At 63.6% G+C, this 20455-nt stretch carries 18 protein-coding genes; 7 read left to right on the top strand and 11 right to left on the bottom strand.

Going from position 1 to position 20455, the window contains the following annotated elements:
• Window positions 1–19 precede the first annotated feature (19 nt).
• The 6 genes from XH88_RS20805 to XH88_RS20780 all read right to left on the bottom strand — a co-directional run bounded on the left by XH88_RS20805 (window position 20) and on the right by XH88_RS20780 (window position 7547).
• Window positions 20–859 carry an aldo/keto reductase gene (locus XH88_RS20805; protein WP_271670110.1) on the bottom strand — a complete coding sequence of 280 codons (840 nt, stop codon included), beginning with the start codon at window positions 857–859 and terminating at the stop codon, window positions 20–22.
• Window positions 860–1208: 349 nt separating this feature from the next.
• Window positions 1209–3914, bottom strand: coding sequence for a nitrate reductase (locus XH88_RS20800; RefSeq protein ID WP_271670109.1), 2706 nt, complete (start codon window positions 3912–3914; stop codon window positions 1209–1211).
• Window positions 3915–3928: 14 nt separating this feature from the next.
• Window positions 3929–5146, bottom strand: a complete 1218-nt coding sequence (locus XH88_RS20795; protein ID WP_271670108.1) for an NAD(P)/FAD-dependent oxidoreductase — start codon at window positions 5144–5146, stop codon at window positions 3929–3931.
• A gap of 10 nt (window positions 5147–5156) precedes the next feature.
• Window positions 5157–5585, bottom strand: a complete 429-nt coding sequence (locus XH88_RS20790; protein ID WP_271670107.1) for a globin family protein — start codon at window positions 5583–5585, stop codon at window positions 5157–5159.
• A gap of 119 nt (window positions 5586–5704) precedes the next feature.
• Window positions 5705–7087: an MFS transporter gene (locus XH88_RS20785; RefSeq protein ID WP_271670106.1), complete on the bottom strand. Its 1383-nt coding sequence runs from the start codon at window positions 7085–7087 to the stop codon at window positions 5705–5707.
• A gap of 205 nt (window positions 7088–7292) precedes the next feature.
• Complete coding sequence (locus XH88_RS20780; protein WP_271670105.1) at window positions 7293–7547, bottom strand: hypothetical protein; 255 nt, start codon at window positions 7545–7547, stop codon at window positions 7293–7295.
• 231 nt (window positions 7548–7778) lie between these two features.
• Between XH88_RS20780 and XH88_RS20775 the strand changes: the two genes are divergently transcribed.
• Together XH88_RS20775 and XH88_RS20770 are read left to right on the top strand one after the other, a co-directional pair.
• Complete coding sequence (locus tag XH88_RS20775; RefSeq protein ID WP_271670104.1) at window positions 7779–8618, top strand: formate/nitrite transporter family protein; 840 nt, start codon at window positions 7779–7781, stop codon at window positions 8616–8618.
• A gap of 65 nt (window positions 8619–8683) precedes the next feature.
• Entirely contained in the window at window positions 8684–10417 is a 1734-nt protein-coding gene (locus XH88_RS20770) for a bifunctional protein-serine/threonine kinase/phosphatase (protein WP_271670103.1), read from the top strand.
• Between the two features lie 12 nt (window positions 10418–10429).
• On the opposite strand, the gene XH88_RS20765 is transcribed toward XH88_RS20770, so the two are convergent.
• Entirely contained in the window at window positions 10430–11347 is a 918-nt protein-coding gene (locus tag XH88_RS20765) for an intradiol ring-cleavage dioxygenase (protein WP_271670102.1), read from the bottom strand.
• 171 nt (window positions 11348–11518) lie between these two features.
• Here XH88_RS20765 and XH88_RS20760 point away from each other — a divergent pair, with 171 nt between their 5' ends.
• Entirely contained in the window at window positions 11519–12793 is a 1275-nt protein-coding gene (locus tag XH88_RS20760; protein WP_271670101.1) for a serine hydrolase domain-containing protein, read from the top strand.
• Between the two features lie 153 nt (window positions 12794–12946).
• Here the strand turns inward: XH88_RS20760 and XH88_RS20755 are convergent, their stop codons facing one another.
• Entirely contained in the window at window positions 12947–13180 is a 234-nt protein-coding gene (locus XH88_RS20755; protein WP_271670100.1) for a hypothetical protein, read from the bottom strand.
• A 138-nt stretch (window positions 13181–13318) separates the two neighbouring features.
• Here XH88_RS20755 and XH88_RS20750 point away from each other — a divergent pair, with 138 nt between their 5' ends.
• Together XH88_RS20750 and XH88_RS20745 are read left to right on the top strand one after the other, a co-directional pair.
• Window positions 13319–13663: a DUF1236 domain-containing protein gene (locus tag XH88_RS20750; RefSeq protein ID WP_271670099.1), complete on the top strand. Its 345-nt coding sequence runs from the start codon at window positions 13319–13321 to the stop codon at window positions 13661–13663.
• 340 nt (window positions 13664–14003) lie between these two features.
• Window positions 14004–15461, top strand: coding sequence for a sensor histidine kinase (locus XH88_RS20745; RefSeq protein WP_271670402.1), 1458 nt, complete (start codon window positions 14004–14006; stop codon window positions 15459–15461).
• 142 nt (window positions 15462–15603) lie between these two features.
• Here XH88_RS20745 and XH88_RS20740 read toward each other — a convergent pair whose 3' ends face one another.
• From XH88_RS20740 to XH88_RS20730, 3 genes are read right to left on the bottom strand one after another with little or no spacing between them, the layout of a single operon-like run.
• Window positions 15604–16068: a DoxX family protein gene (locus XH88_RS20740; RefSeq protein ID WP_271670098.1), complete on the bottom strand. Its 465-nt coding sequence runs from the start codon at window positions 16066–16068 to the stop codon at window positions 15604–15606.
• A 27-nt stretch (window positions 16069–16095) separates the two neighbouring features.
• A complete protein-coding gene (locus XH88_RS20735; RefSeq protein WP_271670097.1) occupies window positions 16096–17454 on the bottom strand; it encodes an MFS transporter in 1359 nt (452 codons plus the stop codon).
• Window positions 17423–18490: an amidohydrolase family protein gene (locus XH88_RS20730; RefSeq protein ID WP_271670096.1), complete on the bottom strand. Its 1068-nt coding sequence runs from the start codon at window positions 18488–18490 to the stop codon at window positions 17423–17425. Before XH88_RS20730 ends, XH88_RS20735 begins: the two co-directional genes overlap by 32 nt.
• Between XH88_RS20730 and XH88_RS20725 the strand changes: the two genes are divergently transcribed.
• A complete protein-coding gene (locus XH88_RS20725; RefSeq protein ID WP_271670095.1) occupies window positions 18461–19219 on the top strand; it encodes a MarR family winged helix-turn-helix transcriptional regulator in 759 nt (252 codons plus the stop codon). The genes XH88_RS20730 and XH88_RS20725 overlap by 30 nt on opposite strands.
• An 18-nt stretch (window positions 19220–19237) precedes the next feature.
• Window positions 19238–20455: a 3-hydroxybenzoate 6-monooxygenase gene (locus tag XH88_RS20720; RefSeq protein WP_271670094.1), complete on the top strand. Its 1218-nt coding sequence runs from the start codon at window positions 19238–19240 to the stop codon at window positions 20453–20455.

Below are 20455 nucleotides of genomic sequence, written 5' to 3'. Positions count from 1 at the left end.
TAATGTTGCACGTTGTGCACTACAGCATGGGCAGGCTGCGCGGCTTCGGACCGCGCGGAAACGCCGCATCCAGCGCCGAAATCTCTTCTTTCGTCAGCACCAGATCGCCGGAGGCCGCATTTTCGCCGGCATGTTCCGCGGACGACGCCTTCGGGATCGCGAACACCGTCGTCGCACGGGTGAGGAAGCTCAGCGCGACCTGACGCGGCGTCGCCCGACGCGCCTCCGCGATGCGCGCCAGCACGGCACCGCCCTTGCTGCGGTCGTCGGGAAAATCATCGTGTCCGAACGGCGAATAGGCGACCACCGCAACGCCGTGGCGCTCGCACCACGGGATCACCGCATGCTCTATCGCACGCTCCTTGAGATGATAGAGCACTTGATTGCAGGCAATCTTCCCCTCGCCTGATACATCGAGGATCTCGTCGAGATCGTCGGCATCGAAATTGGAAACTCCCCAGGACTTGATCTTGCCCGATGTCACCAGTTCCTCGAACGCGGCCACGGTATCTTCGAGCGCATACGATCCGCGCCAATGCAGCAGATAGCAATCGAGACTGTCAGTCTTCAGCCGCTTCAGCGAGCGCTCGCAGGCCGTGATCGTGCCGCGCCGCGAGGCATTGCTCGGCAGAACTTTCGAGACGAGGAACACCTCGTCGCGGCGGCCGGCGATGGCATCGGCAATGACGAGCTCGGCATCGCCATACATCTCGGCAGTGTCGATATGGATCATGCCGAGATCGAGCCCGCGCTGCAGGGCGGCGATCGCGCGCTTGCGATCACCGTGATCGAGATACCAGGTGCCCTGCCCGATCACAGAGACGTTGGCACCGGTCTTGCCGAAGGATTTTGTGTTCATGTTTGGCTCCAATGCCACTCTTGGCTCACACAACCGCCATCGCGCCCAAGAGTTCAATCCGCTGATGTTTCGATCAGACGCGGCGGTGTAGGTACATCGTGGTTTTTGTGGATGCTGAGGGCAGCGCGCGACACCATAGGGCACAATCGCGGGCGCGTCGATTGGCGCGGGTATGGCCTGCGCCACGCCACTCTTGTGTCCCGGACGCGCTGCAGCGTGAAACGCTGCTGCGCAGAGCCGGGATCCAGAAATGCAAAACACCCCACGGTTGGATGGGCCCCGGCTCTGCAGCGCATCACTTCGTGCTGCGCAGCGTCCGGGGCACGAGCCCGATTGCTAGATCGGAGTTTTAGCTCGCCGCGCCCGCGAGCTTCGCCTGCTTCGCAGGCGCCGCCTCGACCGTCGCGATCAGCCGCTTCAGCTCGGGAATGCAGGAGCCGCAATTGGTGCCGGCCTTGAGTTTTGCGCCGATCTCGGCGGCGGTGCGCGCGCCGCCCGCGATGGTGTCGCAGATGGTGCCGCGGCCGACGCCGAAGCAGGCGCAGACGATCGGACCGGTCGACGCCGCGCCTTCGCTGGACTTGCCCGACAGCAGCATACGGCGCTGCTCGTCGGTGACGTGGTCGGCCGCGAACAGGCTCTTCACCACCTCCCAGTCGCCGGCATCATGCCCGGGGCCGACGAACAGGCAGGTCTCGATGCGGTCGCCCGCAAACGAAGCAGCGCGATAGACGCCGCCGCCAAAATCGCGATATTCGGCAATATCCTCGCCGGAGACGCCATCGAGCCAGGCCGGCCAGCGCGAAAGATCCGCATTGTCAGCGAAGAGATAGCCGAACCCGCCGGTGACCGTGACGCGGGTCCACAACAGGTTTTGCGGCAGGTCGAGCTGCTTGCGCGACAGCGCGAAGCCGCGGAAGACGAATTCGTAAGGAGCGATCGCCGCCGGCGTCGCCTTCGACTCCGGCTGGCCCGAGAACGGATCGGTGAAGGATTGCACCAGCGCGCCGACGCGGCCGTGCGAGCTGTTCATCGCACTCCAGTGGATCGGCACGAACAACACGCCGCGCTGTTGGCCTTCGCTGACGACGACCTTCAGGATGCACTGACCATAGTCGGTCGTGATGCGGGCGTAGCCGTCGTGGACGATACCGAACTTGCCGGCATCGTCAGGGTGGATCTCGACGAAGGGTTCGGGCAGATGCGCACCCAGCCGCTGGCTCAGGCCCGTGCGCGTCATGGTGTGCCACTGGTCGCGGATCCGTCCGGTGTTGAGCCGCAAGGGGCGCGAAGCGCCGGTCTCGCTGCGCAGCAACGGCACCTCGGGCACGACGAAGCGGCCCTTGCCGTCATTGGTGTAGAAGCCGCCGCTCGCAAAGAAGCGCTCGCCCGGCGCCTCGCCTTCGCGCGCGGGCCACTGCACCGGCTTCAAGGCGTCGAAGGCTTCGTCGGACAGCGATGTCAGCGCGCCGATGTCGAAGTCCCGGCTGCCGTCGTTCTCGTAGGCCGAGAGCGCGGCGTGCTCGCGGAAGATCTCAGCAGCGGATTTGTAGTTGAAACTATCGCCGAAGCCGAGACGCTTGGCGGTCTCGCTGAGGATCCACCAATCAGGGCGCGCCTCACCTGGCGCCGGCAAAAAGGAGCGCTGGCGCGAGATGCGACGCTCGGAGTTGGTCACGGTGCCCGACTTTTCGCCCCAGGCGAGCGCGGGCAACAGCACATGCGGGCCGGCCTCGATCGTGTCGTTGGAGAGCACGTTCTCGGAGACCACGAACAGCTCGAGCTTCTTCAGGGCATCACGGACCATGTCCGCGTCGGGCAGCGACACCGCGGGATTGGTGCCCATCACCCACAGCGCCCTGACCTCGCCGCGGTTGATCGCCTCGAACAGCTGCACCGCCTTCAACCCCTCATGGGTGGCGATGCGCGGCGCCTTCCAAAACCGCCGAACACGATCGATGTCGGGCGGCGTGAATCCCATATGCGCGGCCAGCATGTTGGCGAGCCCGCCGACCTCGCGGCCACCCATCGCGTTGGGCTGGCCAGTCAGCGAGAATGGCGAGGCGCCCACCTTGCCCATGCGCCCCGTCGCAAGATGGCAGTTCAGGATCGCGTTGACCTTGTCGGTGCCCTGCGCCGACTGGTTGACCCCTTGCGAATAGAGCGTGACCACCTTCTCGGTGTCACGGAACATCTTGAAGAAGGTGGCCACGTCCCGCTCGGAGAGGCCCGTGGCCAGCGCGGCGGCGGCGACACTGCCGGCGATGTTGCGTGCGCGCGCCAGCGCATCATCGAAGCCCGACGTGTTCCGTGCGATGTAGTCCCGATCGAGTGCGCCGTTGTCGGCGAGATGGACCAACAGGCCGGAGAACAGCGCGGTGTCGGCGCCGGGCCTGAGGCCGAGGAACAGATCGACGTCGCTCGCGGTGTCGGTGCGGCGCGGATCGATCACGATCATGCGCGCACCACGCTCCTGCCTATTCTTCAGCATGCGCTGGAACAGCACCGGATGGCACCAGGCCGCGTTCGAACCGACAAAGACGAGCAGATCGGCCTGGTCGAGATCCTCGTAGCAGCCGGGCACGGTGTCGGCGCCGAAGGCGCGGCGATGGCCGGCGACCGAGGACGACATGCAGAGCCGCGAATTGGTATCGACGTTGGCGGTGCCGACAAAGCCCTTCAACAGCTTGTTGGCGACGTAATAGTCTTCGGTCAGGAGCTGGCCGGAGAGATAGAACGCAACCGCATCGGCACCGTCGCGCGCCACGATGTGCTGCATGCGGTGAGCGACATGGTCGAGCGCATCGCTCCAGGCGACGCGTTCCAGCACGCCCTTGCAGCGGATCATCGGATACAGCAGACGGCTTTCCAGCCCGACCGTCTCGCCGAGCGCGGAACCCTTGGAGCAGAGCCGGCCGAAATTGGCGGGATGATCGGGGTCGCCCGCGATCGCCGCCCCGCCCTTGCCGTCGGGCGTCGCCAGCACGCCGCAGCCGACGCCGCAATAGGGACAGGTCGTTCTGGTCGCGCGGAGCGTGGGATCGACTGCCGTCATTTCAAACTGCCTTATCAAGCCGCCCTGGAAGGATGCGCCAGCGCACGACCGAACATCATGTCGGTGCGGATCGCCGCGACCTTCTCGCGATTGCGGATCAGCTCGAGATACCAGAGCGCATCGACGGTATCGCCGATCAGCACGGCCCCGGTGAGCCGGCCATCGGCAATGACGAGTTTCTTGTAGGTGCCGCGCCTGCGATCGGTAAGGACGAGGCTCTCGCTGCCGTCCCCGCCCATGAAGTCGCCGGCTGAGAACACGCTGACGCCGGACACCTTCAGATTGGTCGAGACGACACTGCCTTGATACGCGACGGGACGGCCAGCAAGATGCCGGGCCAGTACGCGCGCCTGCTCATAGGCGGGCTCGACCAGGCCATAGCAGGTGCCGCGATGCTCGGCACATTCGCCGAGCGCGAAGATATCGGGCGAAGCCGTCTGCATCACGTCGTTGACGACGATGCCACGGTTGACCGCGATGCCGGCGTCCCTGGCAAGCGCCACGTTGGGTTTGATGCCGGCGGCGAAGATTACAGCGTCGGCTTCGATGCGGCTGCCGTCGGCGAGTTCGACGGCTTCGACATGGCCCTCGCCGTGAATCCGCGCAGTCGAAGCGTTGAGCAGGATTCGGATGCCCTTGCGTTCGACCAGTGTCTTGAGCAGGTCGGCGGCCGGCAGATCGAGCTGGCGCTCCATCAGCCGATCCATCAGATGCAGCAGAGTTACCGGCGCGCCGGCCTTGGCAAGGCCATAGGCCGCCTCGAGCCCGAGCAGACCGCCGCCGACCACAACGACGCGCTTCCTGGCGGCAGCGAGCGTCAGCAGCAGGTCGACGTCGCGGCTGTCGCGGAAGGTATGGACGCCGGAGAGATCGGCGCCCGGCACGTTGAGCCGCAGCGGGGTCGATCCGGTGGCGAGCACGAGCTTGGAATATTCCACGCTCTCCTCACCTTCGATCTTGAGCTCGCGGCGGCCGGTGTCGATCTCGGTGACGCGATAGCCATAGCGTACCGTGACGCCGCGGTGGCGCCACCAATCCGCCGGCCGGAGCTCGATCTCGTGCGAGCCGGTCTCGCCGGCCAGCACGGATGAGAGCAGCACCCTGTTGTAAGCGAGCCGCGGTTCATCGCCGATAACGGCAACCGCGTAGCGGCCGAGTGCGGTCTTGGCGAGTTCATCGACCAGACGCGCGGCCGCCATACCGTTACCGACGATGACGAGGGGTTCACTCACAAGACATCTCCTATTCGGCGGCCTGCGCCTGTGGGCCGTAGGCCTCGGAAATCATGTAGCCGGACAGCACGCCATAGACGTCGGTCCAGGCGGTGGCGAGTTCGGGCGTCCAGGCATCGCCAAGGCCCTTCTCCAGGGTCCAGAGCAAGGCCGCGCCGACCACGGGATAGTGCTCGGCCTTGGCGCCGTAAGCGACGTGACGCTTGGCGAGCGCGGAGGCCGCGGGAAGAATCGCTTCGAGATTTGACAGGCCACCGACCACGGCAGCGAGCATGCCCATCAGCTTCTTGCGCTGCTCGGTCATGTCTTGCGGAAACATCGCGCGCACGGACGGGGCAACCTCGAACAAGCGATCGTAGAACAGCTGGGAGGCTGCTTCTGAAATCGGTGCGACCTTGGAAAAACTCTGCTGCACGAGGGCGATCTGCTGGGGAGTCATGATGTTGTCCTGTCTGTTTCGGTCTGCCTTCGTCCGCGCCGTTGCGGAAAAGGTTCATGGGTCAAACGTCATCAGAGCGACCTCCCCCCGCGTACGGGGAGAGGCTGTTTTCGTCTCGCTCACACGCGCGCTTCGGCGAGGCTTGGCGCGCCTTCACTCTGCGGGCTGCGACGCAGGTAGAACCACCAGGTCAAGGCGAGACAGAGGGCGTAGAACGCGAGGAAAATGGCCAGCGCGAGCTGCGGACCGCCGGTCGCAGCGATCGACTTGCCGAAGCTGCTCGGGATCAGATAACCGCCGACGGCACCGATCGCGCCGATGAAGCCGACAGCCGCACCGCTCTCGATGCTCGCCGTCTTCAGCGCCAGCGCGCGCGCCGCATCGCCCTTGCCGCGCACCTTGAACAGGTTTTCTTCGCGGAAGATCGAGGGGATCATGCGGTAGGTCGATCCGTTGCCGATGCCTGTCGTCAAGAACAGGATCAGGAACATCGACAGGAAGCCGGTGAAATCCTTCTGGCCGACGAAGTAGAGCACGCCGATCGTGGCCGCCGCCATCGCGATGAAATTCCAGAAGGTGATGATGGAGCCGCCGAGCCTGTCGGCAAGCCAACCGCCGAGCGGCCGCGACAACGAGCCGACCAGCGGCCCGAGGAATGCGATCGAGATCGTCACCGTCGGAAACTGGGTCTTGATCAGCAGCGGAAACGCGGCGGAGTAGCCGATGAAGGAGCCGAACGTTCCGACATAGATGAAGGCCATGATCCAGGTGTGCTTGCGCTTGACGATGGCAAGCTGGTTCTTGATCGACGACTTCGCCGAGGTGAGGTTGTTCATGAAGAACACGGCGCCGAACACCGCGATCGCGATTGGCAACACCCACATCAGGCCGGCATTCTGGAGATAAACGCCGCCGACCGGCGCTGCCTGGAACAGGTTGATGACGGCGAGCGTCATCAGGATCGGCGTGAGCAGCTGCACGCTGGAGACGCCGATGTTGCCGCCGGCCGCGTTGAGGCCGAGCGCCCAACCCTTCATCCGGTCAGGGAAGAAGAAGGAGATGTTGGTCATGCTGGACGCGAAATTGCCGCCACCGAGGCCGGCGGTCGAAGCAATCAGCAGCATCAGCCAGAACGGCGTTTCGGGCTGACCGACGAAATAGGCAAGCGTCAGCGTCGGAATGAACAGCACGGCCGCACTGAAAATGGTCCAGTTGCGACCACCGAAGGTCGTGACCGCGAAGGTGTAGGGAAAGCGCATCAGGGAGCCGATCAGTCCCGGCACCGCCACGAGCTGAAACAGCTCGTCGGTCGAGTAGTGGAAGCCCGCCTGCGGCAGCTTGGTCGCGACGATGCTCCAGATCAGCCAGACGGAAAAGCCGATATGCTCGGCGACGATCGACCAGATCAGGTTACGCCGGGCGACGACCTTGCCGCCCGCATTCCAGAACGCCTCATCTTCGGGGCGCCAGTCAGAAATCCACGTCGGATTGCCTTCCTTCATTGGAAATAGTCCCTTTCGCTAGGAAGCGGGACACGGCCTGACGCGGAGGCGTAAAGTTGCACGCTCGGGGAAGCCCCCGTTTTCGGCGGTGTCACGATTTGAATGATTGCTCGGTGACGGCGTCGATGGCGTCGAAACCTCTAATTCAAGCTCCGTGCCAAACCAGCCATCGCAAGAAATATAAATAGGACCAGCACCTTATCGACTATGATGAAAAAATAATCACGCCTATAATTGCATCAAAAGTTTGCTGACCGCTCATTTCTTGAATGTCGATTCGCCTGTTGATTGTGCGTCGCACAAGAGTTGGGCAGAAGCCCGTTTTCGCGCCAGATCGCCCCGGCGAGCGGTCAAATGCGACGGTCTCCGGCAAGACTATCCCCTTCCAGCGCGGTGCAAATTCGGCTCCTGGGAGTGTGCCCACCATGGCCACATCGTCTGGCACATCGATTGCTTCCATTCTGCCTAGTCAACGATGACTGACAGTGAGCCGGAGCATCAAGCCACCGAAGGCCACTGGGAAGCCTGTTCGCTGGTCCGCCAATGCGCGGTCATCGTGACGCTATCCCCTTGCGCATGTCGGTGCCCCACTTCGATCCGCATCCCGCGGGGGCGCGAAGCTCACTGCCTGGCAGAAGCGTCGATCAGGCACGGGCCGGGTCGATCGCGTAGATGAGCAAAGGAGCTGTTGATGTCGTACCTCGCACCCTCGGAATTCGTCACCAAGATGGTGGACGCCGGCGAATCCAAGATCTTCATGTCCACCCGGGATACGGTCATCCGCGCCTACATGGCCGGCGCCATCCTCGCACTCGCGGCCTGGTTCGCCGTCACCATCAACGTCAACACCGGCCAGCCCATCATCGGCGCACTGCTGTTTCCGGTCGGCTTCTCCATGCTCTATCTGCTGGGCTTCGACCTGCTCACGGGCGTGTTCGTGCTATCGCCGCTCGCGCTGATCGACAAGCGCCCCGGCGTCACGCTGGGCGGCGTCTTGCGCAACTGGGGCCTTGTCTTCATCGGCAATTTCGGCGGCGCGCTCACGGTAGCCCTCATGATGGCTTTCGTGACCACGTTCGGCTTCACACAGGCCCCGGACAAGGTCGGTACGGCCATCGGCAATATCGGCGAAGGCCGGACGCTCGGCTATGCGGCGCACGGTGCCGCCGGAATGGCAACGCTGTTCATTCGCGGCATGCTGTGCAACTGGATGGTCTCGACCGGCGTCGTCGGCGCCATGATCTCCACGACGGTCCCCGGCAAGGTGATCGCAATGTGGATGCCGATCCTGGTGTTCTTCTACATGGTGTTCGAGCATTCGGTCGTGAACATGTTCCTGTTCCCGTCGGGCCTGATGCTCCATGCCAAGTTCTCGATCCTCGACTATTTCATCTGGAACGAAATCCCGACCGTGCTGGGTAACCTCGTGGGCGGCCTCGCCTTCACCGGCCTCACGCTCTACACGACGCACGTGTTGACCAAGCCGAAGCGCCAGCCGGCCGCCAACCCGTCGACCCGGGCAGCGGCGTGACAATTGCGCGTCACGAAGGGGGCCTCGCCTGATATGGTGAGGCTCCCTTTGCATTGGTGGCGAGGATGGGCCGGGGCTTGCAAATCTCGATCGGGCAGCACTCCGACAAGGGGCGCAAGCCGGTCAACCAGGACTTCCACGGCGCCCTGATCCCGGCAGAGCCGCTGTTGAGCCTGAAGGGGATCGCCGTTGTCCTGGCCGACGGCATCTCGAGCAGCGCGGTCAGCCAGGAGGCGAGCGAGTCGGCGGTCAAGAGCTTCCTGACCGACTATTACTGCACCTCCGAATCCTGGACGGTGAAGACTTCGGCGCGGCGTGTGCTTGAAGCCACCAATTCGTGGCTGCATGCCGAAACGCGGCGCAGCCGGTACGCCTACGATCGCGACAAGGGCTACGTCTGTACCTTCACCGCAATGGTCGTCAAATCGACCATGGCCCACATCTTTCACGTCGGCGACTGTCGGATCTACCGCGTCGCCGGCAAGGCCCTCGAACAGCTGACCGACGATCATCGGATCATCGTCTCGTCGGAGCAGACTTATCTCGGCCGCGCGCTCGGGATCAATCCGCAGATCGAAATCGATTACCAGGCACTTCAGATCGAAAAGGGCGACATCTTCCTGCTGGCCACCGATGGCGCCTACGAGTTCGTCGATCATCGCTTCGTCACGGCCACGCTCGACGTCTGCGCCGGCGATCTCGATGCGGCGGCGAAGAGCATCGTCGAGGAGGCCTATCGGCGCGGCAGCGACGATAACATCACCGTCCAGATCCTGCGCATCGACGAGGTGCCGCAGATCGGCTCGTCGGACATTTTTGGCGGCACCGCCGGGCTGCCGCTGCCGCCGTTGCCGGAGCCCCGGGCCCTGTTCGACGGTTACCGCATCGTGCGCGAAGTGCATGCCTCCAGCCGCAGCCATATCTACCTGGCGGTCGACACCGAAACCGGCGAGATGGTCGCCCTGAAAATTCCCTCGATCGATCTCCGCGACGACCCCGCCTATTTGAAACGCTTCCTGATGGAGGAGTGGATCGCGCGGCGGATCGACAGTCCGCACGTCCTGAAGCCGCGCTCGCGGTCCAAGCGGCGCAACTATCTCTACGTCGCAACCGAGTTCATCGAAGGACAGACGCTGCGGCAGTGGATGCTGGACAATCCGCGTCCCGACCTCGAGACCGTGCGCGGCATCGTGGACCAGATCGCGTCGGGCCTGCGCGCCTTCCATCGCATGGAGATGCTGCACCAGGATCTCAGACCCGACAACGTGCTGATCGACAAGACCGGCACCGTGAAGATCATCGACTTTGGCGCGGTCAAGGTCGCCGGCGTGGCGGAGGCGTCGCCCAATCCGGCCGGCGCTGAAATCCTCGGGACGGTGCAGTACACCGCACCGGAATACTTCCTCGGCGAAGGCGGCTCGCCGCGCTCGGACATGTTCTCGCTGGCGACCATTTGCTACCAGATGCTGACCGGAGAACTGCCTTACGGCGCCCAGGTCGCCCGCATCAGGGGACGATCGGACGCGTGGAAGCTCCGGTATCGCCCGGCCAGCCACGACGACCGCGCCGTCCCCATCTGGATCGATGGCGCGCTGCGCAAGGCGCTGCATCCCGACCCCAACAAGCGGCACGAGGATCTATCCGAATTCACCTACGAACTCAGGAGCCCGAACCCGGCCTATCTCAGCACGCGGACCACGCCCCTGATCGAGCGCAATCCGCTGCTGTTCTGGAAGCTGACCACGGTGGTCCTGGCCTGCGCCGTCGTCGCCCTGCTCGCTTTGCTGCATGCGCGCTAGCAGGGCTGCCGATCAGGCCGGCTCCGCCGCCTTCGTCCCCAGCGGCTTGGGCGCGATGCCGCCGCCCGGCTTGAGGTGGAATTCGTAGGTCATCAGATGCCAGGGCCCATTCGCCTTGGTGCCATCGGGCATCTCGGCATCGTTGCGCGGCTCGACCTTGGCGACGAGGTCGTCCTTGACCCCGAACACCACGTCGGAATCGAGATATTTGTCGCCGTCCATGAAGACGTGGGTGATCAGCGGCTCGTAGCCCTTTGCATTGACCAGGAAGTGCACATGCGCCGGGCGCATCGGATGGCGCTTCGTCTGCACGATCATCTCGCCGACCGGCCCGTCGGTCGGAATCGGATAGCTGCACGGCAGAATGGTGCGGAAGAAGAAGCGGCCGTCGGCGTCGGTGATGAAGCGCGCCCGCGCCGAGGCGCCGACTTCATCATAGTTCGCCTTCTGGGAATCGTAGAAGCCATCGTCGTCGGCATGCCAGACGTCAACAGGGACATTGGCGAGCGGCTTGCCCTCGAGATCGGTGACGCGGCTCTGCACGAACATCCGCTCGCCCGTCGGATTGTTCGGCGAGATGTCGGTGCCGTGGGCCGTCACCTTGTGCTCGCCGACATAGAATGGCCCGAGCACCGTGGTCTCCGTCGCGCCGTCGCGGTCGCGATGATTGACCGCGTCGACCAGCATGGAGACGCCGAGCACGTCGGAGAGCAGGATGAATTCCTGGCGGGTATCGCTGCATTTCTGGCCGGTACGGGTCAGGAAATCGATGGCGTACTCCCACTCCTCGAAGGTGAGACCGGTCTTGCTCACGTAATCGTGCAGCGACTTCACTAATTCCTGGAGCAGGAATTTCGCGCGGCGGTCGGGCGTATCGTCGAAGCTCTTGACGACGGCTGCGGTGAGCTCGGTCTCGTTGAACTGGGTCATGGTGCGTTGCCTTGGTTTTTCTCGTTGGCCCCACTGGGATCTTGAGGGCTCCCTGGAGGCGTTTCGGGCCGGAGCCTACACTATCAGGCGGGCTCGCGTTAAGCGCGACCCGCTTGGAATAAGGGCGTCATTTCGGCTATCAACGTCGGACAAAACTGCCCGGAGGAACTGATGCTCGCCCCCACCCCTGCCTCGCCCGAATCTGTCGGCATGTCCAAGGCCGCGCTCGACCGCGTCGATGCTCACCTGAAGAGCCGGTACATCGATGCCGGCCGTTTCCCCGGCACGCACCTCCTCGTCTACCGCCGCGGCAAGATCGCCCACAGCTCTGTGCAGGGCCTCGCCGATGTCGAACGCAAGGTGCCGGTCAAGGACGACACCATCTACCGCATCTATTCCATGACCAAACCGCTCACCAGCGTCGCCTTCATGATGCTGGTCGAGGAGGGCCTGGTCGCGATCGACGAGCCGGTCGCAAAGTACATTCCGGAATGGAAGAACCTCGGCGTGTTCGTCGCCGGCACCTCGCCTAATTTTCTGACCCGGCCGCCGTCCCGGCCGATGCTGATCGTCGATCTCCTGCGCCACACCTCCGGCCTGACCTACGGCTTCCAGCAGCGCTCCAATGTCGATGCCGCCTATCGCGCCGAGAAGATCGGCGAGGTCGAGAAGTCGGGCACGCTGCAGGGCATGATCGAGAGCCTTGCAAAGATCCCGCTGGAATTCTCGCCGGGCGAGGCCTGGAACTACTCCGTGGCAACCGATGTGATCGGCTATCTTATCGGCAAGATTTCGGGCATGCCCTTCGAGCAGTTCCTGAAGAAACGGATCCTGGATCCGCTCGGCATGACCGACACCGATTTCCACGTGCCGGCCTCAAAGGCGCATCGCTTCGCTGCGTGCTACTCGGCAGACCCCGCCGGCGGCATGACCTTCCACGCCGGCCAGCGCCGCGAAGGCATCACGCTCCAGGACGATCCGGAGACGAGTTCGTTCCTCTCCCCGCCCTCCTTCATCTCCGGCGGCGGCGGGCTGTGCTCGACGGTTGCAGACTATCTGACCTTCTGCCGCGCGCTGCTCAACGGCGGCGAGCTTGGCGGTGTGAGGCTGATCGGGCCGAAGACGCTGGCGCTGATGACGAGCAATCACATTCCGGGCGGTCGCGCGCTGCCGGACGTGTCGCGCTCGCTGTTCTCGGAAGCCACTTATAACGGCATTGGCTTCGGCCTCGGTTTTGCGGTAACCATGCGCCCGGCCGAGACGCTGATCGCCGGCAGTCCCGGCGAATATAATTGGGGTGGCGCGGCCACGACCTCGTTCTGGATCGATCCGGCTGAAGAGCTGATCACGATCTTCATGACGCAGGTGCTGCCGTCGAGCGCCTATCCGCTCCGGCGTGAACTGCGCAGCATGGTCTACGCCGCGATCACCGAGAGCAATCTCTGACGTTCCCGGAATTTGTTGTAACGGGCTTCGCGAGCGATCGCGGAGCCCGTTGCTATCTTGTCTAGTGGAAATGGCCGATCAGATAAATTCCGCCGCCGATCACCAGCACGGCCGGAACGGCCCACAAAATCAAGACTGGCATGTGCGTCCTCCTTAGTTCGACGTGCAGACCTTGACCGTCTTCATGCCGCTCTCAGCCTCGGTGCGCGACTTGTAGATTGTGCCCGACGGGCTGACGACGGTCATGCTCGAGTCCGTCGGCTTCTTGTCGACGACCGTGCATTTCTTGGTCTTGACGTCCTGCACGACATAGAACTCGTCGGCCGCGAACGCCGGCAGCGAAAACGCAGCAACCATCAGCGCCGCGGTAACGATCCTCAGCTTCATTCTCTCCTCCTCCAATTGCCGGGCGTTTCCGCGCCCGGTCGATTCACAAACGGGAAGAAGTAGCAATTTGTTCCTATCCAGCGGGAACGTCACCGGGGGCGCGATGTTGATGCGGCGCATATTCCCGAGGAGGACAACATGAAGAAGCTATTCCTGCTTTCCGCAGCAGCGCTGATGATCTCGACTGGCGCGTTCGCCCAATCCACCGTGGTGACCACGACCGGAACCGGTCACGCTGCGACGATTCAAATCGAGCCCCAATACCGGACGCGGATCAAATCCTACGTCACGGAGCATCACCTGCGGCCGGTGACGACGAAGGAGAAAATCATCGTCGGTGCGAAGGTTCCGAGTGATGTCGAGCTGGAGTCGGTCCCGGCCGATTGGGGTCCGTCGCTCACGCAATATCGCTATGTCTACTCCGGCGATCGCGTAATGCTGGTGGATCCAGGCACCCGCACGGTCGTGCAGGAAGTTGATTGAGACCTGACGAACAGGGGCGGTCGCCTCGAGGGCGGCCGCCGCCTCGGAGTTGATCGCATGACACCGCATCGAGAAGCTCGCATCGCAGGGCTCAGCCTGGCGGCCGTATACGCCATGTGCCTGCTGCTGACCGCAATCAGTATGAGCTGAAGCGCCGACGACCGCGCTGCAAAATCCCCTTTCGATCCGCCCGCCGGATAGGAAAAATCATGGCGCGGCGCAGGTCCTGCCCGTATGGTTTGACAAAATCATAATCCGGCGCTGCAGCGCTGGAACCGGGACGCCTGCGTTGTCAAAGCTCACCCTGCCGGTCCGGCTCGCTCTCCTGGTCACGGGAACGATGTTGCCCTTGATCGTCTTCGCAGTCGGCATTGCCTATTTCAATTATCGCCAGGACCGCAGCGACGCGACACGCCGCGTGCTCGAGACGGTACGGAGCATGCGTCTCGTGCTGGATGCCGAAGTGCAGCGGATGACCGGCGGCTTGCAGGTGCTCGCGCTCAGCGATTCCCTGCGTAGTGGAGACTTCGACGGCTTCAGGCGTCTCGCCGTCGGCTTCATCAGCCAATATGGCGAAGACAGCGTCCTGCTGCTGGCCGACAGGTCCGGACATCAGCTGTTCTCGACGGTCACGACCGACACGAAGAATCTGCCGTCGCGCAACAACCACGAAATCGTCGAACGGGTCTTCGCGAGCAAGACCCCGCAGTTTTCCGATCTGTTCACTGGATCGGCCAAGAAGCGCCCGATCGTCACCGTCGAGGTCCCCGTGCTGCGCGACGGCGAGGTAGTCTATGCGCTCTCCTTCAGCCCGCCGATCGACATCTTCCAGCACCTCGTCGAGCGGCAGCGCCCGGACGAGCGATGGACCGTATCGCTGCTGGACAGCAAGGGCATCGTGTTCGCGCGCGCTCCCAACCCGGGCGATACTTTTGGCAAGCAGGCATCGCCATCGCTCTTCGACGCGATGTTCCGCTCGCCCGAGGCGATTCTGTCGAGCGTCTCACTCGATGGCGTGGCTCTTGCTTCGGCCTATACGCGATCGCGGCTGACGGGCTGGACCATCGCCGCCGGAGTCACCGAGAGTTCGCTGATCGCGCCGCTCTGGCGCAACATCGCGATCACGAGTCTGATCGGCGGCGTACTGCTCCTGGTCGGCCTCACCTTTGCGATCAGGATGGCAACGACGATCGCGCGCGGCGAGATGCTGCACAATCTTCTGATCGAGGAGCTCAACCATCGCGTCAAGAACACGCTCGCGCTGATGCAGGCCATCGCGGTGCAGACTTTTCGCAGCGCAAGCCGCGACGAGCGAACCAAGTTCGAAGGGCGCCTCGGCGCGCTCGCCGAGGCACATAACCTTCTCAGCCAGGAGAAGTGGGCGGGCTCGGAACTGAGGGACGTGATCGCACGCGCGCTCCAGCCATTCCTGCTCGCAAATCCCGATCGCATCCGGATGGCCGGCCCTGCCGTGCCGCTGTCACCGCGGCTCGCCGTGGTGCTGTCGATGATCGTGCACGAGATCGCGACCAACGCGGCCAAATACGGCGCATTGTCCAACGAGACCGGCCGGGTGACGCTGGACTGGGATGTCATTGCCGACGTGCCGAAGCCGCGGCTGCGGCTGATCTGGACCGAGTTCGGGGGCCCGTTGGTGACAACACCGGTGCAGCGCGGCTTTGGCTCACGCCTGATCGAGCGCAGCGCGCGAGACCAACTCGGCGGCGAGGCGACCGTCGACTTCCTGCCGCGGGGCGTGGTCTGCACGGTGACCTGCGCGCTGGACGGGGAGCGGTGAAGCCGAGACCTCGTCGCCGAAGACCACTCGGGTCCGCGCGCGCACTCTCGAAGCACAACTCTCGCAATCTTTCGCCGTGGAGATCAACTCGCGAAGCGCTGATACTCTTCGCGGTCAACTGTCGAGTTGTCTCCGTCGGCAATCACGATAACCCGGGGACACCTCTGGGGCCGGCCCTTGTCGCAGCCTGTGCGCTATAAGCGCCCGGTCCGTAAGTTGCGATCATCGCAAGGGCGCCAAGCAGGCCGAGGTTCTTCAGGAAGTTGATAGTCTGCACCACGACCTGGGCTTCGGGCGCGGCCCAGAAATTGTGGAACATCAACGTGGCGGCGATTGTGAACGGGATCAGGATCACCGCTGCCGGCCGCGCGAACAGGCCCAACAACAGGGCCGTGCCGCATCCGATTTCCGTCGCCAATGCGCCGGCGGCGAGCAGAGCACCAAAGCCATCGGCGCCGCCGGGAAGCCGGCTCGCCGTCGCAGTAAAGGCCATCGCCTTTCCAAAGCCGCTATAGAGAAACAGCGGCGCGACGGCAACACGCGCGAACAGAAGCACCCAACTGTCGAGCAGGCCTGCGATCTCAGCAGAACGGATTGATGCGAACATGTCATGTCTCCCGTGGTGAAGGTCTCGTCATTCCGCCGGCGCGATATCGACACGCGGCAGGCGGTTTGCCGCGGCGATGCCAAGCGATCCAATCGCCAGCGCGCCGACAATGGAGGCGCCGCCGATTGCCCAGAACACGGCATCGGGACCGCCGGTAACCTGCTGCAGCAGGCCGATGACATAGGGTCCGAGAATCGCGCCGACGCGGCCGATGCCCAATTCCATCCCGACGCCGCTGGCCCGGAAGCAGGTTTCGTAGGAACCGGCGGTGAAATTATTCAGCACGTGCTGCGCGCCGATGATGCAGAACCCCGCAACGGCGACGATGGCGAGATTGACGCCGTGACCACTGACGAAAACGAGAGCCAGCACGGCAATGCCGCCGGTGATCCACCATGTCGCGAGGTAACGCGGCGTCAATGCGAATTTCCGGTCGGCCAGCATCGCGAGCATGAGCCCCCCGATGAAAGACATCGCCTGCATCAGCGCGCCGAAGCCGAACGAAGCCGCAAAGGTCTCGCCACGCTTGAGCATGACGGTCGGAATCCAGCCGGTGAGACCGAAGATCGCGAACAAGGTGAGGAACGCCGTGAACCAGATCGTCAGGGAGATGCGGCGATAGCGTGGACTTAGCAGGGCTCGGATCGGGCTCTCGGGCGCCTCGCGGTCGACGGCCGCGAACGTCGCATCCCGATAGACGAAGGCCCGCTCCGGCCGCAGCCGGGTCAGCAAGGCGCGCAGCTCCGCGGTACGCGAGCGCGAGGAAAGAAAGCGCGCGCTCTCGGGCAGAATCGCATGGGCCACGAAGGTCAACGGAATCGACAGCGCTCCGACGTAGTAGAGGATCTGCCAGCCATGCTGCGGCGTCAGGAACACTCCGATGAGACCAGCGCAGACGCCGCCAAGCGACCAGCCCAGCGTCACGCCCCAGAGCGAGAACGCGTTGCTGACGCGTTTCGGCGCGAGCTCGTTGATGAACGTGGTGCCGAGCGGCAGCAGAACACCGAGACCGAGCCCTGTGGCGAAGCGCAAGGCACAGTAGCTCCAGAAATCGCTGGCCAGCATCGCAGTCAGCAATGTGAAGACGTTGACGATCCAGAGCCCGGCGAGCAGCGTGCCGCGCCGACCGAGACGGTCGGCAATGCCGCCGTGCCCGATCGCTCCGAACAGAAATCCGAACAGACCCGAGCTCACCAGGAGTCCCGCCTGACTTGGCGCAAGCCCCCAGGGCTGCATGACATAATGGATGACATAGGCCGGATTGAAGGTGTCATAGCCGTCGAACAGGGTGATGAGTGTGATCAGGACGCCAAGCTGCTTGTGAAACGGACCTATCGCGGCGCCGGACAATTCCTCATGCACGTCGATTTCGGACGAGATGCTCACGGGTTTCCTCCATTGGATCTGATGATGTCTTCTGCTCTGCGGCAGATTGGATCGTTATTTCGCCGAGACCGAACAAGGCGCGAGCGTTGTCGCGGCCGATCTTGCGCCGATCACCTTCGGAAATCGTCGCCGTGTCGAACCAGTCGGCGGCGTGGTCGATGTTCTCGAACGGCCAGTCGGCGGAGAACAGGATGCGATCGGCGCCGATCTCGAGCATCGCGTCGATCAGTGCCTGGGTGCGGAAATTACCCGACGTGGTGATGTAGAAATTCTCCCTGAAATATTCGGCGATCTTGCGTTTTGCCGGATAGGCGTTCTGGGTCCGCATCCACTTGTTGTGATTGTCGACGCGCCACATCGCGTAAGGCAGCCCCTCGCCCATGTGGCCGAGGATGATCTGCAGCCGGGGATAGGCGTCGAACAGGCCGGAGCCCATCAGGCGCAGGGCATGCACGGCAGTTTCCTGGCCGAACGCCCAGCTCGGTCCCAACAGCCAGCGATGTCCCTCGTAGATCGCCGCATCCTTTGCCAGCGGATTGCGCGGGTGCAGATAGAAAGGAGCGCCGAGGCGCTCGGCCTCCGCCCAGAATGGCCAAAACTCCTTGCGATCGTAGTAGATGGCATGTTCGGTGCCGGCGAGCTCGCTGAAGCCGTTAACCAGCGCGCCGCGAAATCCGAGCGTGCTGACGCAGCGGTCGAGCTCGCGAGCGGCGTCTTCCGGGTCCTGCATCGGCAGCGCTGCGAGTCCCTGGAAGCGGTCGGGCCGCCTTGCGACCTGCTCGGCGAGAAAGTCATTGGCGCGGCGCGACAAGTCCAACGCGCGATTGCGATCTGGAATCGCCTGCACGGCCGGCGCGTTCAACGACAGCACCATCAGCTCGATGCCGTGCGCATCCATCTCCGCAAGCCGCCGCTCATGTATGTCGAGCAACCGTGCCTTGAGCTCGACCCAGTCCTGGGCCGGCGCGAAGCCCGCGCTGTCCTTGACGGTGTCGTCCATCGCAAAATGCTCTTCGAGCGCGATCTTGCCCTGCATGGTGGTCGTTCCTTCGGCTTTGCTTTCGCGTTGACAAAGCAAAGCAGCACGCGCAAATACTTGTCAATGGGAAAGTTGTATCTGCAAATGATTGATACGCAAATATTGCACCTGCGAAGGTTGGCGCTTAATCCGGACGGAGCTTTTCCGCGAGGACTCGAGCCCGGACCCAAACTCATGTATCGATTTTCGAATTCGCTTCCCTATCTGCTCGCACGCCTGGGCGTGCGCATGGGCGATCTGTTCACGCGCGTGATCCGTCACGAGAAGTTGACGCTGCCGATGTACCGCGTGCTGGCCGCGCTGCTCGAGCAGGGCCATCCGTTGCGCCTCGGCGAGATCGCCGAGCTCACATCGGCTGACGTGTCCACGCTGTCGCGGATAGTCGCGGAGATGAGTCGCACCGGCTTATTGACGCGCGACCGGCCGGAGAACGATCAGCGCAGCCTCCAGGTCGCATTGACGCCCAGGGGCGCCGAACTTGCCGCACGGCTGGTGCCGCTCGCCGCCTATTATGAAGAGGTCGTCACCGGCAGCATGTCCGCGAAAGAAGCGACCGAGCTCAAGCGGGTGCTGGTCGAACTCTACCACAACATTGATCGGCTCGAGCAAGAAGTCGAGGCCGGTTTGATCAGTGTCGCACCGCCGACGAAGTCCAAGGACGTGCACGAACGCGCGGAGACGCGCGGCAAGACGAGCCTGCCGCGCGGAAAGACGTCAACGAAATAGAGAGAGGCAGGAGAGGACATGCGACAGGATCCCATCATCATTGCAGGCGGCGGCATCGGCGGATTGGCAGCCGCAATCGCGCTGGCGCAAAAGGGTTTCCAGGTCACCGTCCTCGAGCGCGCATCGTGCTATCAGGAGATCGGCGCCGGCATTCAGCTCGGTCCCAACGCGTTTCACGCATTCGATCGCCTCGCGCTCGGCGATGCCGCGCGGTCGATCGCCGTGTTCATCGATCAGCTCCGTCTCATGGATGCCATCTCGGCGGAGGAGATCACCAATATCGATCTCACCAGCTATTTTCGCCGACGCTTCGGCAACCCCTATGCCGTGGTCCATCGCGGCGAGCTGCACCGCATTTTCGTCCGTGCCTGCGAGGCACATGCGAATGTCAGCTTGAGAACTGATTGCGACGTCATCGGATATCAGCAGGACGGCACGCGGGCCACGGCCCTGCTCAGGTCAGGCGAGCGCATCACCGGGGGCCTACTGATCGGCGCCGACGGGCTGCGCTCCCGCATTCGCCAGCAGATGGTGGGCGACGGCGCACCGCGGATCGCCGGCCATACCACCTATCGCTCGGTGATCCCGACCGAGCAGATGCCGGAGGATCTGCGCTGGAACGCGGCGACGCTGTGGGCCGGCGCCAAGTGCCATCTCGTGCACTACCCGCTGTCAGGCTGGAAGGTGTTCAACCTCGCAATCACCTGCCACAACGATCCCGCGGAGGCCTTCGCCGCCAGGCCCGTCACCCATGACGAGGTCCTCGCGGAATTTCGCGACGTGCATCCCCGCGCCAAGACGATCATTCATCACGGCAGGGACTGGAAGGCCTGGGTCACCTGCGATCGCGACCCGACCGACCGCTGGATCGACGGACGCGTCGTGCTGCTGGGCGATGCCGCACATCCGATGTTGCAATACTTCGCGCAAGGCGCCTGCATGGCGCTGGAGGATGCCGTCAGTCTTGCCGACGCGCTCGATGGCAGCGAAAGCGACCCCGCCCACGCGCTGCAACGCTACAGGACTATGCGGCTGCTGCGCACCGCACGGGTCCAGCTTGGGGCCCGCGAGCTTGGCGACCACGTCTACCATCCCTCCGGGGTCCATGCGCTGCTGCGCAACCAGCTGATTCGCGAGACCAGTCTGGAGCGCTTCTGCGAGAACCTTTCCTGGCTCTATCAGGACCCGTTCGCCGACAGGCCGTCGGACCCGAAGAGAACGGCCGCGCGAGCCTGA

Origin of the sequence: Bradyrhizobium sp. CCBAU 51627, from assembly GCF_028128765.1 — a bacterium.
In the GTDB taxonomy this organism is placed as follows: Bacteria; Pseudomonadota; Alphaproteobacteria; order Rhizobiales; family Xanthobacteraceae; genus Bradyrhizobium.
Note: the sequence above shows the minus strand (reverse complement) of the source record. Positions and strands in the feature narration are given on the sequence as shown.